Origin of the sequence: Synechococcus sp. CCY9201, assembly GCF_034931105.1 — a bacterium.
Taxonomy (GTDB): Bacteria; Cyanobacteriota; Cyanobacteriia; order PCC-6307; family Cyanobiaceae; genus CBW1002.
In genome coordinates, this window is the sequence record NZ_JAYGIC010000034.1 from 24,849 (window position 1) to 40,334 (window position 15,486).

At 67.2% G+C, this 15,486-nt stretch carries 16 protein-coding genes; 9 read left to right on the forward strand and 7 right to left on the reverse strand.

Annotated elements, in window-relative coordinates; genetic code table 11:
- Positions 1–37: 37 nt before the first annotated feature.
- Together VB716_RS03945 and VB716_RS03950 are read left to right on the forward strand one after the other, a co-directional pair.
- Complete coding sequence (locus VB716_RS03945) at positions 38–1,378, forward strand: histidine phosphatase family protein (protein ID WP_322758477.1); 1,341 nt, start codon at positions 38–40, stop codon at positions 1,376–1,378.
- 8 nt (positions 1,379–1,386) lie between these two features.
- Positions 1,387–2,655 carry a dihydroorotase gene (locus tag VB716_RS03950; RefSeq protein ID WP_322758476.1) on the forward strand — a complete coding sequence of 423 codons (1,269 nt, stop codon included), beginning with the start codon at positions 1,387–1,389 and terminating at the stop codon, positions 2,653–2,655.
- Here the strand turns inward: VB716_RS03950 and lepB are convergent.
- A complete protein-coding gene (gene lepB, locus VB716_RS03955; protein WP_197170535.1) occupies positions 2,621–3,394 on the reverse strand; it encodes a signal peptidase I in 774 nt (257 codons plus the stop codon). The two genes, VB716_RS03950 and lepB, sit on opposite strands and share 35 nt — an antisense overlap.
- A gap of 61 nt (positions 3,395–3,455) precedes the next feature.
- Here lepB and VB716_RS03960 point away from each other — a divergent pair, with 61 nt between their 5' ends.
- Entirely contained in the window at positions 3,456–5,063 is a 1,608-nt protein-coding gene (locus tag VB716_RS03960; RefSeq protein WP_231605374.1) for a hypothetical protein, read from the forward strand.
- Positions 5,064–5,123: 60 nt separating this feature from the next.
- On the opposite strand, the gene VB716_RS03965 is transcribed toward VB716_RS03960, so the two are convergent.
- On the reverse strand, positions 5,124–5,483 hold the full coding sequence (locus VB716_RS03965; protein WP_197156674.1) for a Spx/MgsR family RNA polymerase-binding regulatory protein: 360 nt from the start codon (positions 5,481–5,483) through the stop codon (positions 5,124–5,126).
- A complete protein-coding gene (locus VB716_RS03970) occupies positions 5,480–5,842 on the reverse strand; it encodes a 2Fe-2S iron-sulfur cluster-binding protein (protein ID WP_197156676.1) in 363 nt (120 codons plus the stop codon). Before VB716_RS03970 ends, VB716_RS03965 begins: the two co-directional genes overlap by 4 nt.
- A gap of 141 nt (positions 5,843–5,983) precedes the next feature.
- Here VB716_RS03970 and VB716_RS03975 point away from each other — a divergent pair, with 141 nt between their 5' ends.
- A complete protein-coding gene (locus VB716_RS03975; protein ID WP_197156678.1) occupies positions 5,984–6,694 on the forward strand; it encodes a class I SAM-dependent methyltransferase in 711 nt (236 codons plus the stop codon).
- Between the two features lie 29 nt (positions 6,695–6,723).
- On the opposite strand, the gene VB716_RS03980 is transcribed toward VB716_RS03975, so the two are convergent.
- Together VB716_RS03980 and VB716_RS03985 are read right to left on the reverse strand one after the other, a co-directional pair.
- A complete protein-coding gene (locus VB716_RS03980; protein ID WP_197156679.1) occupies positions 6,724–7,272 on the reverse strand; it encodes an inorganic diphosphatase in 549 nt (182 codons plus the stop codon).
- Positions 7,273–7,925: 653 nt separating this feature from the next.
- Entirely contained in the window at positions 7,926–8,321 is a 396-nt protein-coding gene (locus VB716_RS03985; protein WP_197158870.1) for a hypothetical protein, read from the reverse strand.
- Between the two features lie 436 nt (positions 8,322–8,757).
- Here VB716_RS03985 and VB716_RS03990 point away from each other — a divergent pair, with 436 nt between their 5' ends.
- From VB716_RS03990 to VB716_RS04005, 4 genes are all read left to right on the forward strand, one after another.
- The gene (locus VB716_RS03990) at positions 8,758–10,581 is read left to right on the forward strand and encodes a proline--tRNA ligase (RefSeq protein ID WP_322758474.1); all 1,824 of its coding nucleotides are present in this window, start codon (positions 8,758–8,760) and stop codon (positions 10,579–10,581) included.
- 56 nt (positions 10,582–10,637) lie between these two features.
- Positions 10,638–11,060: a photosystem II protein Psb27 gene (gene psb27, locus VB716_RS03995; protein ID WP_197170538.1), complete on the forward strand. Its 423-nt coding sequence runs from the start codon at positions 10,638–10,640 to the stop codon at positions 11,058–11,060.
- A 280-nt stretch (positions 11,061–11,340) separates the two neighbouring features.
- Complete coding sequence (locus VB716_RS04000; RefSeq protein ID WP_197156685.1) at positions 11,341–12,654, forward strand: adenylosuccinate synthase; 1,314 nt, start codon at positions 11,341–11,343, stop codon at positions 12,652–12,654.
- Positions 12,655–12,663: 9 nt separating this feature from the next.
- Positions 12,664–13,656 carry an adenosine kinase gene (locus VB716_RS04005; protein WP_197156687.1) on the forward strand — a complete coding sequence of 331 codons (993 nt, stop codon included), beginning with the start codon at positions 12,664–12,666 and terminating at the stop codon, positions 13,654–13,656.
- On the opposite strand, the gene cutA is transcribed toward VB716_RS04005, so the two are convergent.
- Together cutA and VB716_RS04015 are read right to left on the reverse strand one after the other, a co-directional pair.
- Complete coding sequence (gene cutA, locus VB716_RS04010; protein WP_322758473.1) at positions 13,625–14,119, reverse strand: divalent-cation tolerance protein CutA; 495 nt, start codon at positions 14,117–14,119, stop codon at positions 13,625–13,627. The genes VB716_RS04005 and cutA overlap by 32 nt on opposite strands.
- 43 nt (positions 14,120–14,162) lie before the next feature.
- Complete coding sequence (locus tag VB716_RS04015) at positions 14,163–15,002, reverse strand: precorrin-6A/cobalt-precorrin-6A reductase (RefSeq protein WP_323249444.1); 840 nt, start codon at positions 15,000–15,002, stop codon at positions 14,163–14,165.
- A 61-nt stretch (positions 15,003–15,063) separates the two neighbouring features.
- Here VB716_RS04015 and VB716_RS04020 point away from each other — a divergent pair.
- Positions 15,064–15,486, forward strand: a 423-nt coding sequence (locus tag VB716_RS04020; RefSeq protein WP_323269781.1) for a single-stranded DNA-binding protein, incomplete at its 3' end; no start/stop codon positions are given.

The following is a 15,486-nucleotide window of genomic DNA, read 5'->3' on the forward strand; positions in this document are numbered from 1 at the left end:
CCCTCCCATACGATGGCCGCACCTGCGCCACAGCTCCGTGTCCCTCCGGTTGGTTCTGGTCCGTCACGGGCTGAGCACCTTCAACACCGAGCACCGCATTCAGGGACGCGACGATCTCTCCAGCCTCACCGCCGAGGGCCACGAGCAGGCCCGCCGCACCGGTGAGGCCCTTCGGGATCTGCCCCTCGCCGCCGCCTACTGCTCCCCCCTCAGCCGGGCCCGTGACACGGCCCGAGAGCTGCTGCAGGCGCAGGGCACGTCCCTGCAGGCCACAGCGAACGACGGGCTGCTGGAAATTGATCTGACCCCCTGGACCGGCCTGCTGCGCAGCGAGCTGAGGCAGACCTTTCCCGAGGAGGAACGCCGCTGGCGGGAGGCGCCCGAGACCCTGGAATTCAGCCGCCCCGACGGCAGCTGTTACCGCCCCCTCGAGGAGCTGATGGTCCAGTCCCGGGACTGGCTGAACGGGTTGCTTCGGGATCACGCCGAGGCCGTGACCAGCGCCAGCACGAGCACGGTGCTGGTGGTGGCCCATAACGGCATCCTGCGCTGCCTGCTGCTCACCCTGCTGGGCCTGCCCGCCCGTGAGTTCCGCCGACTGCGCCTCGATAACGCCTCGGTGTCGGTGCTGAACCTGAGCGGCTCGGCCAGCGATCCGGAGGTCCAGATCGAGTCGCTGAACGGCACGGTTCATCTCGGCCGCGGCCTGCCGGTCAAGGGCGATGGACCGAGGCTGCTGCTGGTGCGCCACGGCGAAACCGACTGGAACCGCCAGGGGCGTTTTCAGGGCCAGATCGATATTCCCTTGAACGCCAATGGCCTGGCCCAGGCCCAGGCCGCCAGGTCCTTCCTGGCGGATCAGAGCCTGCAGCGGGCCTACACCAGCTCGATGTCACGGCCGCGTCGCACCGCCGAGGTGATTCTCGAAGACCATCCCGGTGTGCCGCTCACCAGCACCGACGGGCTGGTGGAGATCGGCCATGGCCTCTGGGAGGGCTGTCTCGAAGCCGAGATCGCTGAGCGCTGGCCGCAGCTGCTGGCTGACTGGAAACGGGCACCGGAGACAGTGCTGATGCCGGAGGGGGAAACGATCCAGCACGTGTCGGATCGCTCCCTGCACACCTGGGACGTGATCGCCGCCAGCCTCGATCACGAGGAAACGGCCCTGGTTGTGGCCCACGACGCCGTCAACAAGACGATCCTCTGTGGCCTGCTGGGCCTCCGGCCGGCTGACATCTGGGCGATCAAGCAGGGCAACGGTGGTGTGACCGTGATCGACTATCCCCACGGCGTGGCGGCAGGAGCGGTGGTGAGCTGCCTCAACCTGACCGCCCACCTCGGCGGGGTCCTGGACCGCACCGCGGCGGGAGCCCTCTGATCCGGCCGATGGTGCGCCATCTGCTGGAAGGAGTGACGCTGCTGCCAGGCCCGCAGCAGCAGCCCAGCACCACCGACGTGCTGCTCGAGGACCGTCGCCTGGTGGCTGAGGGCGATGAGGCCCGCCGTCTCCTGCCTCTGGCACCCGTTGTGCGTGTCGACGCTGGCGGCTGCTGGCTGGCGCCTCCCCTGGTGGATCCCCACAGCGTTCTCGAAGATCCATGGGACGGCCGCGCCGAAACCCTGAGCAGCCTGGCTGCGGCAGCCGTGACTGGGGGCTATGGCACCGTGGCCCTGCTGCCGCGTGCCCACGACTGGCGCGACCGGCCCGAGCGCCTGAAGCTGCACTGGCCAGAGCCCCTGCGCCTGCGCCTCTGGGGCAGCCTCAGTCTCAAGGGTGCCGATCAGGATCTGGCCCCCCACGCCGATCAACTGGCCACCGGAGCCCTTGGCCTGGCCGGCGATGACCACCTGCCTCCCCTAGCGCTGCTGGAGAGCAGCTTTCGGCTGGCGGAGATGGCCGAACGGCCGGTGCTGCTGGCTCCGCGGGAGGCCCAGCTGACGCGTCAGGGGTTTGTTCGGGAACGGGTGGAGGGCCTGCGGGCCGGCTGGCCCCTGGATCCGGTGGTGAGCGAAACCCTTCCCCTTCAGACCTTACTGGCCCTTGGCGAGGCCCATCCCTCAGCCCGACTGGTGCTGATGAACCTCTCCACCAGCGAAGCGGTGGAGCAGCTGCGCCGCCATCGCCAGCCACCGCCGGCGACGGTGAGCTGGTGGCACCTGCTGGCCGACAGCGGCCGTCTCGATCCAAGTGATGAAGGCTGGCGGGTGGTCCCCTCCCTGGGCAATCCGGCCGATCGGGAGGCCCTGATCGCAGCCCTGGCGGAGGGATTGATCACGGCGGTGGCAGTGCAACACCAGCCGCTTGATGCCGAGGAACGGCTGCTGCCGGTGGATCAGCGACGCGCCGGCGTGGCCGGCCATGGGCTGGCCCTGTCCCTGCTCTGGCAAGAACTGGTCGTGGGCAGGGGCTGGACCGTGGCGGAGCTCTGGCAGGTGCTCTGCTGGGGTCCGGCTGCCCTGCTGGGGGAACGACCCGAGAGCCTGATCGTCCCCAGTGACCGCTGGATTCTGTTCGATCCTGCAGCGTCCTGGAACTGGGACGGTGGGAGTTGCCGGTCGCTGGCCGCCAACCAGTTGCATTGGGGGCAGCCCCTGGTGGGACGGGTGCGGGCCAGCGGACTCATGGATCCTGCGGACTGGTGCCTGATGGGCTGAGGCTGCCCATCTGATCAAAGGGGAAGAACCGCCAGAACGCCCGGCCGATGATCTCCTTCTGGGGCAGGAAGTTGCCGCCGGGCCAGAAGCGACCATCCCAGCTGTTGGCGCGGTTGTCGCCCAGCACCAGAACGTGGCCAGGCGGCACCACGGTGTTGAGGGTGCGGCAGGGGCCGATGCCCTGGCTGTCCACGGGGCAGTAGTTGTGCACGTAGGGCTCGTTCAGCCTCTTGCCATCGATGAACACCTGACCGCGGGGATCCACCGCAACCCGATCACCCGGCACAGCCACCACCCGCTTGATGTAGGCATCGCAGGCCGGCACCTGCAGGCCCGGCAGGGTGCCGATGAAGGGCAGGTTGACCAGGAGGCAACGGAGTGGATTGGGGGAGCTCTCGCCGGTCAGGACCGGATCAAAGTGATAGGGGGAATGGAACACCACGATCTCGCCGCGACGTGGTTCGCGGCTGCGGTAGGAGAGCTTCTCCACCAGCAGGCGATCCTGGATCTGCAGGCCCGGCAACATCGACCCGGAAGGGATGTACCGGGCCTCCATCAGAAACTGGCGGATACCCAGGGCCACCGCCAGGGTGATCAGCACACTGCGCCAGAAGGCCCAGGGGTTCTCGGCCGCATGCGGATGGGGCGTTTCATCCTGAACAGCGGGTGGATCGGGCCGCGCCCCAGGAACGTCATCGTCGTTGGGCGGATGGGGTAGGGGATCGCTCAATGCACTCATCGACGGCGGCGGCTTGGCCCGAGGAAGGCAGATTAGGCAGAGATCGGCCCGCTGCCCCTTCATGGCACGACCCCGCTGGCAAGCTCAGGTCCCACGCCCCCGCAGCACCCTCGCCCTGGCGTGGGATCGCTTTGTGGCCCTGTGGGCAACGGTGAATCTTCTGTGGGTGGCCTTTGATCTCACCTACATCCCCCTGCGCAATTTCTGGCTGCAGCGCAATCTGTATCCACTGCAATCCCTGCCCCTGCGGGTGCCGGTGCCCTTTCTGCCGGATCTCACCCCCCTGGTGGATCCGATCAAGGGCATCGAACCCCACCGCGAAACCCAGGCCTACCTCGATCAGTTCGAGCGCCTGGATCACTCCCTGCAGACCGGCGCATCCCCAAAGGGAAGCTCACCAGCAGACAGCTTCAGCGCTGAGCAGCGGCGGCTGCTGGCGAAGCAGGTGAAGCTGACGCAGCAGATGATCGACAGCAATCCCTTCCTGGCCGCCAACGCCTCCGGCACACTCGAGAAGATCAAGAATCTGCTGCGGCAGCGGGCCGACGAGACCTCGGCCAAACAGGCCTCGGCCGAACTGCTCGATCCGGCCTGGCTGAGCAGCCACCCCTGGGCCACGGAGCGGGTCTTCTGGCGGGAGCAGCTCCTGCCCCTGGTCGCCACCAACTATTGGCGGTCGATCGACGAAAACGGCCGCCCCACCGACCACTTCTGGTTCTACGACCTGGTGCTGTTTCAGAGCGTCTTCGCCCTGGACATCCTCCTGCGCTGCCTGCGGATCCGGCGGCGACTGCCCGGGCTGAGCTGGAGGGATGCGCTGCTGCGACGCTGGATTGATCTGCCCTTGCTGCTGCCCTTCTGGCGCTGGCTGCGCCTGGTGCCTGTGGTGGAACGCCTGCAGTCCAGCGGCCTGATCAACATCGAGCCGCTGCGGGCAGTGATCAGCCGCGGGGTGGTGGCGATGCTGGCGGTGGAACTGTTTGAGGTGCTGTCCCTGCAGCTGGTCGACGGGATCCAGCAGCTTGTGCGCTCGCGGCGGTGGCCTGAGCGGCTTCGGGCCCTGCGCAGCCACCAGAGCGTGATCAGCCCCGACGAACAGGAACTGGTGGAGCTGGTGCGCATCTGGGCACCGCTGCTGCTCAACCAGGTGGCGCCCCGGTTGGAGCCAGAGATCCAGGGAGTTCTGGGGCATGCCCTGCAGCAGAGCCTGCAGAACACGATCGTGCCGGGGCCGCTGCGGCGGATTCAGCTGCTGATGCAGATGGAGCAGGGGCTGAGCCGGCAGCTGGCCAACGGCATGGTGGAAAGTCTGCTGGACGTCTCCCGAGGCACCGGCGAGCGTCTGCAGCGCCGGGATGATCTACAGCTGGAGCTGCTGCAGCGCTTCATCGACCGCTTCTGGGAAGAACTGGCCTCCGCCCTCGAAAATGGGGAGGCACTGCTGCGATCCCAGGCGCTGCTCTGCTCGCTGCTGGAGCAGCTGAAGCGGACCTACCTCGGCCAGATCAACCGAGCCAGCATCGAGGCCCTCATCGAGGAGCTCGAAGAAATCACCCTGCCATCCTCACTGGCTGGCCATGACGGAACCATTCAAGGAGCAGGAGGCGTTGAGACTGATCCAGGCGACACAGGCAGACAGGGGCAGAATCCGAAGCGCGGAGGACGGTGACGACTGGATGGCTGCCTGCCCATGTCCACGACAGAGCCTGAACCACAGGGAGCCTGAGCCTCAGGCATCCAGACAGAAGGTCTGCCACTCTTCAAGCGAGAAGCCGGTCAGGATCCGCCCGTCGCCGCGCACCAGGAAGGGCCGCTTGATCAGCTTGCCATCCGCTTCCAGGGCATCAAGGGCAGCCTCATCATCCATGGCCTTGACAGCCGCTGCACCGAGAGCCCGATAGCTCTGCCCACTGGTGTTGAACAGGCGACGGCGACCGAGCTGCTCCAGCGCCGCCGCCAGTTCCAGGCGTGTGGGAGGGGTGAGGGTGATGTCCAGCAGCTCAGGCTTGAGGCCCTGGCTGGCCAGCCACTGCTGGGCCTTGCGGCAGGTGGAGCACTGGGCATAGGCGTAGAGACGCCAGCCGCTCACTTCTTGCCGACCAGAGCCTTGAGTGCACCCACCAGGCTGTTGGAGCCCTTGCCCACGCCTGCATCAGGGCGGGTACGGACGGTCACGTCCCCGTTGACGGCCGTGCGGCAGCTGAGGCGGTAGTTCGCCGGACGATCAGCCAGGTACACCTCCTCGACATCACTGCGGGGGGAGAGATTGCGCTGGCCCTCGAGCACCTCGACCACGCAGGTGCCGCACTGGCCAAGGCCGCCGCAATTGTTGACGTTGTTGAGGCCCTTGTAAGGGTTGATGCCCGCATCCAAGGCTGCCTTACGAAGATTGGCTCCTTCGATGCAACCGACCTGCTGGCCTTCGCGTTCAAAACGGATGGTGGGCACGGTCGATCCGGGGGGAATGGGCGCCGCCCAACTTAGGGCACCCACCGCAGCATCCCCTGCAGTTACGGCCCGCCTGAAACGGAGTGTTGAGGAGGCAAAGCGCCCGTAGCATCGCGGCTCACCCTCCAATCCGCACCAGCCGTGGTCGAGGAACGCCAGAGCGACACCAGCCACCCGGCCGATAATGACGGTTACGAGCGGGTGGTCCAGCGGCTGATCCCGGGTTACGCCAGCCTGGCCCGCCTGGCCGTGGCCCTGCTGGCAGCCTCGCCCTTGGCCAGCCGTGAGGGAGCTGCCATCCTTGTGGCCGGCTGCGGTACGGGTTCCGAACTGCTCGAAGCCCAGGCTCAGCGACCCGATTGGAGCCTCACCGCCACCGATCCCTCCGCCGAGATGCTGGCCATCGCCCGGGGCCGGCTCTTAGGCGGCGGCAGGATCGACTGGCGCCAGAGCACGGTTGAAGCACTTGCCGAGGACGAGGCGTCGCAGGGACGCTTTGCCGGCGCCCTTTCGGTGCTGGTGTTGCAGTCGCTCCCTGATGACGGCAGCAAGCTGGCCTTCCTCAGCGCCCTCTGCCGCAGCCTGCAGCCGGGCGGTCAGCTGGTGCTGGTGGATCGGATGCAGCCGGAGCGTTCCCCCTTGCGGAAGCAGGTCGAGGCTGCCTGGATCGGCTTCCAGGAGGCCAGCGGCCTTGATGCCGCCGCCGAGGAGCTGGCGCCTCTCACGGAGCAGACCCACCCGATCGGCCTGGCCCGGCTCGGCGCCCTGGTGAACGCGGCGGGATTCAGTGATCCTGCCCGGATCTTTCAGGCTCTCAACTACGAAGGCTTCCTGCTGCAGCGAGCACGTTGAGGAAGTCGTGATACAGCCCCCACCCGCTCTCAGGGATCCAGGGATGGAACCGAGATGGGGGTGTTGGCAAGCTGGGCAGCTTCCATACAACGCTGCAGCAGAGCGGGTACTTCCACCACATCCAGCCAGCCGGTGATGGTGGTTTTGCGGCCCTCGATACTTTTGTAAGTGCGGAAGAATTCAGCCACATCCTCCAGCTGATTCGGTGAGATCTGGCGGATACTGCGCACGCCAACCTGACGCGCATCGGCAGCCGGCACGCAGAGCAACTTGCCGTCGTTGGCACCACAGTCGATCATGTCGAGGATGCCGATCGGGCGCGCAGTGATCAAACAACCGGCAAAGGTTGGCTCTTCCATGATCACCATGGCATCGAGCGGAGCGCCATCCTCCGCAAGGGTGTTGGGGACGAAGCCATAGTCGAAGGGGTAGCGCACCGAAGAGTGCAGCACCCGGTCGAGGGCCATGATGCCGGCCTCCGCGTTGTACTCATATTTGTTGCGACTGCCGGCCGGGATCTCAACGATCAGATTGACCAGTCCCGGTGCCGGACAGGCCGCCAGTTTGCTGAGATCCATGGCCCGTCTCGCGCAGGGGGATTGTCACGGCAGGCCCTGGAGCCGCGGCGGAAGGCAGCCAGGTGGGCCGTTGAGCCATCACGCTACCGAGGGGCACGAGAACGGTGGCAAGGGCGATGGTGAAGCCCAGAATGGGAGAGAGAGAGAGCTGGATCAGCCCCGGACTGGGGGGCTCCTCAAGGGATTCCTGACCGGTATCGAGACCGTCTTGCTTCTGATCTTCAGGAGTGGTCTGGAGCAAGGCCCCGATCAGTGAGGCGGTGGCAGGAGGAGGATGGTCCATGAAAAAGCGGAACCCACGAGCAAGTCAGCCGCGGCCGGAGGGGCAACTGACCTGAAGGGCCCTACCTGCGGCGACGGCTCAGCTGCGGAACTCATGGCACTGCCCTAAGGAGGGAATGAGGAGCCGCAGCAGCTGGAGCACAGGAAGGGACGAACGGCCTGAGGGGTCCTGAAGACGGGGATGAAAGAAGGAACAGGAATCTTACGTCTCCCTGCAGGCAAGCGATGCATCCAGTTTGGCAACAACTCAAGCGCCTCATTTCAGTCCGCCGATTGAGCCAGTGCAGCTTCTGGCTCTGCGGATGTCACTACGGCAGATGTCGACGATGACGGATCGCTGGCGATTCCTCAGGCAGCTCGCTGGCGATTCCTCAGGCTGCCGGTCGCGCCTGATCAAAGCTGTCGCGGTGGGCAGGCGCAGGCAGGGGGGCTGAGCCCTCCTCGAACGCATCGAGACGGCTGCGGATCGCGCGCAGCTCATCGAGAATCGATGTGAGCAGCTGCTGGGTCGCGGTCGACGGCGAGTTGAGCACCTCCACGGTCACCTCCTTGATCCTCAGGACATCCCGGGCGAAGCGAGCCACCTCATGGGGATGGAACAGCAGCGGATCCTTCTGGTCGCTTCGGTACTCGGGATTGAGCTTGCGTGGATTGAAGGGGGGATTGAGGTTGCGCGGATCGGTGTTGGTGTAGCGATAGACCGAAGCCCTTGAACGGTTGAGCGCCTTCTGGACCTCATCAATGCCGATCAGTCCCTCCGGGGTAATCGCTGCAGCGGCCCCTGCGGCAGGCGGCTCCTGTTCGCTGGCGGGGCGATCAGGTCCGGACGCGGCCGGAACATATCCAGATGGAGCCACTGCCCCATAACCCACCCCTCGGGGCGGAGAAGGGGGAGTCGCAGCAGGGGCACTGCGCAGGCCCGGTGCCAGACCGGTGAAGCCGCTGGCCACCGCCGAAACAGGCGCCGCAGCGCTCGAAGCCAGCCCTCCCGCTCCACCGTTTGTTCCTGGGAAGGGTGGCATGAGACGACAGTTAGACAGGTGGGAAACGCGCCAGACGCTAGCAGAGCTTTCCAGGTGTGCCAGGGGCTCCGCCGTGGGATCAGGCCCCTTCTGCAACCGTCCCGCTCACCCTTGCAGGATTCTTCGACCATCAGTCAGGCCCTGGGCAGTGGTAATTTCCCAAGCCCACTGCCCCACAATGATGCGCGTCTCCCGCCTGATGCTGGTGACGCTCCGGGACGATCCGGCCGAAGCTGAGATTGCCTCGCACAAGCTGCTGTTGCGGGCCGGATACATCCGCCGCATCGCCTCGGGCATCTACGCCTATCTCCCCCTGCTCTGGCGGGTGCTGCGCAAGGTTGCGACGATCGTGCGTGAGGAGCTGGACGCCACCGGGGCCCTCGAGACACTGCTGCCCCAGCTCCAGCCTGCTGATCTCTGGGAGAGAAGTGGTCGCTGGGCCGGCTATACCGCCGGCGAGGGAATCATGTTCCACCTGGAGGATCGCCAGGGCCGCGAGCTGGGCCTGGGGCCCACCCATGAAGAGGTGATCACAGCGCTGGCGGCGGAGCTGCTGCGCTCCTACCGGCAGCTGCCGGTGAACCTCTACCAGATCCAGACCAAGTTCCGCGATGAGATCCGCCCCCGCTTCGGCCTGATGCGGGGGCGCGAATTCATCATGAAGGATGCCTATTCCTTCCACGCCAGCGAAGCCTGCCTGAGGGACACCTACGCAGCGATGGATCAGGCCTACCGCCGCATCTTCAGCCGATGCGGGCTGCGGACCGTGGCGGTGGAAGCCGACAGCGGCGCCATCGGCGGCTCGGCCAGCCAGGAATTCATGGTGACCGCCGAGGCCGGCGAAGACCTGATTCTCACCAGCCCCGACGGCCGCTACGCCGCCAATCAGGAGCGGGCCGTCTCCCTGGCACCCGAAGCGGTGGCGCTCACGGACCAGCCCTGTCAGGAGCTGAGCACGCCGGGGCAGACGACGATCGAACAGCTGTGCAGCGGGCATGGCTTCGATCCGAGCCAGATCGTCAAGGTGCTGCTGCTGCTGGCTCGCTTCGCCGATGGCGCTGACCAGCCCCTGGTGGTGAGCCTGCGAGGAGACCAGCAACTCAACGAGGTCAAGCTGGCCAATGCCGTTCAGGCCCGCCTGGGTGCGGAACGGGGCAGCCTGCTCGAGCTGGCCCCGCTCACGGCCGATCAGCTGGAGCGACAGGGACTGGCGCCCCTTCCCTTCGGCTCCCTCGGCCCGGATCTGAGCGATGCGGTTCTGTCTGGAGCCCGGGACTGGACCCCGCGCTTCCTGCGGCTCGCCGACGGAACCGCCGCCTCTCTGCAACGCTTCGTCTGCGGGGCCAACCGCCTCGACACCCACCGCGTCGGTGCTCGCTGGGGGCCATCCAACCCCTGTCCGGAGTCCCTGGATCTGCGCGCCGCCCAGCCTGGCGACCGCTGCCAGCACGACCCGAGCCAGGAACTGGAGGCGGCCCGAGGCATCGAAGTGGGCCACATCTTCCAGCTGGGCCGCAAGTATTCCGAGGCCCTCGACGCCCGTTTCACCGCCGAGAGCGGAGCCGACGAGGCCCTGTGGATGGGGTGCTACGGCATCGGGGTCTCGAGGCTGGCCCAGGCCGCGGTGGAACAGAACCACGACCGCAACGGCATCTGCTGGCCCGTCTCGATCGCGCCCTTCGAGGTGATCGTGGTGGTGGCAAGCAGCCAGGACAGCCAGCAGGTGACCCTGGCTGAGCGGCTGTATGGCGAGCTGCAGGAGGCGGGCCTGGAGGTGCTGCTGGATGACCGCAACGAGCGCGCCGGCGTCAAGTTCAAGGATGCGGACCTGATCGGCATCCCCTGGCGTCTGGTAGTGGGCCGCGGCGCCGCTGACGGCCAGGTGGAGCTGGTGGAACGGGCCAGCGGTGACAAGCAGGATCTCAGCGCCGACGAACTCCTGGCCGAACTGCTGCCCCGGATCCAGGCGGGCCGCCAGGGTCTGCGCAACCCGGCCCAGGGCTGAGCGCTGGCCTGTCGATGTCCAATCCCTAGGATTCCCCAACCCTTTGCCAATTCCCCATGGCTGCCTTCTGGCAACGCGTCCAGCACCGGTTGCGTGCTGTACTGGTGGCTCTGGGTCTGTGCCTGGCGCTCGGGCTCACGGCCTGCAGTGGAGCCTCCTCGGGCCTGAGCGGCAACTATGTGGACGACACCATGGCCGTGGCGCAGAGCCTCCTGACCACGATCGCGATCCCGCAGGACGATCCTGGACACGCCGCCGCCGAGACCGAGGCCCGGGCCCTGATCAACAGCTACATGGCCCGCTACCGGCCCCAGAGCAGTGTCAATGGCCTGAGCTCGTTCACCACCATGCAGACGGCGCTCAACTCCCTGGCCGGCCACTACACCAATTACGCCAATCGGCCCCTGCCCGATGCCCTGAGGGAGCGGCTGGAGAAAGAGCTGCAGAAAGCCGAACGCAACGTTGTGCGAGGCACCTGATCCCCCTGTCCTCGCTCAGCCCGTCGAGCTGCCCCCCAGGACGGCGTCAATCCAACGACGAGCACACGCCGTTCCAGTCTGGGCAGCTTTTTCTGTCTGCGGGTCGCAGGATTCATGGCGGCGGCCTGCGAAGTCAGGCCCGAAAAAATCTGTTGGCGAAAGGGAGGGATGGAAACCGGCTCACCAGGGCGGTCGACCCAGGGATTTTGACGAAAAGCCACCTGATCTGAGAGGCTTTCGGATTGTGCTTTGAAGCGGCTTCGGGCCGCTGTGTTCTTCCTTGGCCAACGTTGTCGTCATCGGTGCGCAGTGGGGTGACGAGGGGAAGGGAAAGATCACGGATCTGCTGAGCCGCTCCGCCGATGTGGTGGTGCGCTACCAGGGAGGCGTCAACGCCGGCCACACGATCGTGGTGGATGGTCGGGTGCTGAAGCTGCACCTGATTCCCTCCGGAATTCTCTATGCCGACACCACCTGCCTGATCGGCTCAGGCACGGTGGTGGATCCCAAGGTGATGCTGGTCGAGCTCGACATGCTGCTCGGCCTGGGCATCGATGTGAGCGGCCTGCAGCTGGCGTCCACCGCCCATGTGACCATGCCTTACCACCGCCTGCTGGATCAGGCGATGGAACAGCGGCGCGGCGATCGCCGCATCGGCACCACCGGCCGCGGCATCGGCCCCACCTATGCGGACAAGGCCGAACGCAACGGCATCCGGGTGATCGATCTTCTCGATGAGACCCGCCTGCGCGACCGGCTCGCCGGCCCCCTGGCCGAGAAGAACGAGATCCTCCAGAAGCTCTACGGCCTCGAACCGCTCGATTTCGAGGCGGTGGTGGCCGAATACGTGGGCTACGGCCAGCGCCTCGCCCCCCACGTGGTGGAGTGCACCCGCACCATCCATGAAGCGGCCCGGGCCCGCAAGAACATCCTGTTCGAGGGCGCCCAGGGAACCCTGCTCGACCTGGACCATGGCACCTACCCCTACGTCACCTCCTCCAACCCGGTGAGCGGTGGGGCCTGCATCGGAGCCGGCGTGGGTCCCACCCTGATCGACCGGGTGATCGGCGTGGCCAAGGCCTACACCACCCGCGTCGGCGAAGGTCCCTTCCCCACCGAACTGGAGGGCAGCCTCAACGACCACCTCTGCGATCGTGGCGGCGAGTACGGCACCACCACCGGCCGCCGCCGCCGCTGCGGCTGGTTCGACGGCGTGATCGGTCGCTACGCCGTACAGGTGAACGGGCTCGACTGCCTGGCGATCACCAAGCTGGACGTGCTCGATGAGCTCGACGAGATCCAGGTGTGCGTCGCCTACGAACTCGACGGCGAGCGCATCGTCCATTTCCCCAGCAGCTCCGAAGCCTTCGCCCGCTGCAAACCGATCTACGAGACCCTGCCCGGCTGGCAGACCTCAACCGCCGACTGCCGCAGCCTCGACGATCTGCCCGGCACCGCGATGGCGTACCTCCGCTTTCTCGCCGAACTGATGGAGGTACCGATCGCCATCGTGTCGCTCGGCGCCAGCCGGGATCAGACGATCGTGGTCGAGGATCCGATCCACGGTCCCAAGCGCGCCCTCCTGAACGTCTGAGGCATCGCCATGACGACCAAATCCTTCGACGTGGTGGGCATCGGCAACGCCATCGTGGACGTGCTGGTGCAGGCCGACGACCGCTTTCTCGGCGACCATGGCCTCACCAAGGGCACCATGGCCCTGATCGATGAGCAGCAGGCCGAGCAGCTCTACGCCAGTGTCGGGCCTGGCCTGGAGACCTCCGGCGGCTCCGCCGCCAACACCCTGGCCGGCATCGCCCAGCTGGGCGGCCGAGCCGGCTTCATCGGCCGGGTGCGGGATGACCAGCTCGGAGCGATCTTCAGCCACGACATCCGCTCGGTGGGCGCTCATTTCGACACCCCCGCAGCCCGCAGCGGCCCCTCCACGGCCCGCTGCCTGATCCTGGTCACCCCCGATGCCCAGCGCACCATGTGCACCTATCTGGGGGCATCCGTTGGGCTTGATCCCACCGACCTCGACCTCACCCTGGTGAGCCAGGCCAGGCTGCTTTACCTGGAGGGCTACCTCTGGGACAGCGAAGAGGCCAAGCGCGCCTTTCTGGCCGCGGCCGAAGCCATCCGCGCCACTGGCGGCGAGGTGGCCCTGAGCCTCTCCGATGCCTTCTGCGTGGAACGGCACCGCGACAGCTTTCTCGAGCTGGTTGATGGTCACGTCGATCTGCTGTTCGCCAACGAGATGGAGATCACGGCCCTCTACCGGGCCAACAGCTTCGAGGAGGCCGCCGATCAGGTGCGGGGCCGCTGCAAGGTGGCGGCCCTGACCCGCAGTGAACAGGGCTCCCTGATCCTCAGCGGCGACACCACGATCCAGGTGGAACCGGTGGTGCTGGGCAACCTGATCGATACAACCGGAGCCGGGGACCTCTACGCCGCCGGCTTCCTGTACGGCTACACCCGCGGCGAGAGCCTGGAGCGCTGCGGACGGCTCGGATCGCTCTGTGCCGGTGCGGTGGTGACCCAGCTGGGTCCGCGCCCCCAGGGCTCACTCAAGGACCTGGTGGCGTCCCACCTGGGTTGAGTGGAGCTTCGCCAAGCCCGCAGCTCTCGGCCAGCCACCGCCCGTAGGCGGCACTGGCCGCCACGGGCCAGTGGATCCACTCGGGCGTGTCGTAGCTGTGCAGGGCCCGCACGGCGCTCTCCAGGTCGACCAGGCGGGAGGCATGGGTCTTGAGCAGCAGCTGCACCTCCTCAGCGGTTTCGATCGCCCCCTGCCAGCGGTAGATCGAACGGAGCGGCGTCAGGGCGACACAGGCCACCAGCCGCCGTTCCACCAAGACACGAGCCAGGGCCTGGGCCCTCTCGACATCGGCCTCCGTGGTGAGGGCCAGCACCAGGGAAGCGGGGCCGGCGGAGCCATCCGCGCTGGGTTCAGGCTGGGGACCCTCGGCCGGCAGATGGCCAGCCTGCGGCATGGCGGCCGGCGGAGGATCCGCCTGTTGCATGGCGGCTGCCTGGGGGCAACCGGTTTTGCTGGACTCCATGGCGGGCATGGGGGGCTTCAGATGCTGCCCATGCTGGAGCGGCTCAAGCGGGCCAGCCGATCCGCTCCAGCAAAGCCGCCCAGGCGAGGCCCTGGCGCGCATGTGGTTCCTGTGGAGCGCGCAGCAACAGCAAGTGCAGTCCGAGATCCGCCGCCAGCGTTCGCCAGAGGGTTTCGGTGCGCCCGCCGGACTGGCGGCAGAGCACGTGACTGATCGCCCAGCGGCGACACAGGGCCCGTTCCACCGCGGCACCGACTGCGGGCCGCAGACAGGCGATCCTCTCGGGGGGCAAGCCGGCCGCCAGGGCCAAGGCCAGGGCACTGGGAGCCGGCAGCACCCGGGCGAAGTGGCGCGCTCCTTCACTGGAGGCCAGCGCCTCGGGTAACTGCCGCGAGCCGATCGCCAGCAGCAGCCGTCGGCCCTGCCAGGGACCGCACCCCTCGAGGGCAGACACCCCCTCCAGCAGCAAAGGCTCTGGAGAGGACGGCTTTGGCGTGGTCGGCCATGGTGCACCACTGCCCGTCGCCGGCTCCAGTGCAGGCTCCCGCGCAGGGTCGGCCCGCAGCAGGCGCAGCAGGGGCTGCTCCAGGGCAGCGCAGGCCCTTTGCAGCTCGTCTGAGATCCGCACCGCAAAGGGATGGCTGGCATCCACGACCCAGCGGAAGGGGCGCCCCTTCCGCTGGGCCTCCTGCAACACCTGCGCCACACCCTGCGGCCCGAGGGCGCCCACCCCAATCTCCAGGGCGGGATGGGGGGCATAGGCGCGCACGGCCGCGGCCGTGACCACATTCACCTGCACCCGCCAGCCGCGTTGCAGCAGAGCGGCCGCCAGCGGCGGCCCTTCGCCCGTGCCGGCAACCAACCAGAGACGATCCTGAGCCACAGGAGCAGCGACAGGGCTTGAGCGGTGCATCAGGATGGGGTGATCAACCGGCCGGCGGGGCGTGAATCACTGTTTGCTTGAAGTGGAGGTGCTGGAGGCTCCCCAGATCCGCTACACCCAGGACAACCAGACCCCGATTGCGGAGATGGCGGTGCGGCTCGATGGCCTGCGGCCCGATGATCCGCCGGGGCAGCTGAAGGTGGTGGGCTGGGGCAACCTCGCCCAGGATCTGCAGAACCGGGTCCAGGTGGGCCAGCGGCTGGTGCTGGAAGGTCGACTGCGGATCAACACCGTGAGCCGACCCGATGGGGTCAAGGAGAAGCGGGCGGAATTCACCCTTTCGCGGCTGCACCCGATCGGACCGGACGGCAGCAGCTCTGGCGGACCGGCACTGGGCGGCGCTGGCATGGCCCCAGCAGCGGGCCCTGGGATGGCTGGCGGCCAACGTCCAGCGGCGGCGGCGCCCCAACGCCGCACGGCTGGT

What these genes read in the sequence shown, in the direction of transcription:
- psb27 (WP_197170538.1), top strand. Translation starts at nt 10,638, where the DNA reads ATGGCTGCCTTCTGGCAACGCGTCCAGCACCGGTTGCGTGCTGTACTG.
- VB716_RS03990 (WP_322758474.1), top strand. Translation starts at nt 8,758, where the DNA reads ATGCGCGTCTCCCGCCTGATGCTGGTGACGCTCCGGGACGATCCGGCC.
- cutA (WP_322758473.1), bottom strand. Translation starts at nt 14,119, where the DNA reads ATGGAGTCCAGCAAAACCGGTTGCCCCCAGGCAGCCGCCATGCAACAG.
- VB716_RS03960 (WP_231605374.1), top strand. Translation starts at nt 3,456, where the DNA reads ATGGCACGACCCCGCTGGCAAGCTCAGGTCCCACGCCCCCGCAGCACC.
- lepB (WP_197170535.1), bottom strand. Translation starts at nt 3,394, where the DNA reads ATGAGTGCATTGAGCGATCCCCTACCCCATCCGCCCAACGACGATGAC.
- VB716_RS04005 (WP_197156687.1), top strand. Translation starts at nt 12,664, where the DNA reads ATGACGACCAAATCCTTCGACGTGGTGGGCATCGGCAACGCCATCGTG.
- VB716_RS03950 (WP_322758476.1), top strand. Translation starts at nt 1,387, where the DNA reads ATGGTGCGCCATCTGCTGGAAGGAGTGACGCTGCTGCCAGGCCCGCAG.
- VB716_RS03980 (WP_197156679.1), bottom strand. Translation starts at nt 7,272, where the DNA reads ATGGATCTCAGCAAACTGGCGGCCTGTCCGGCACCGGGACTGGTCAAT.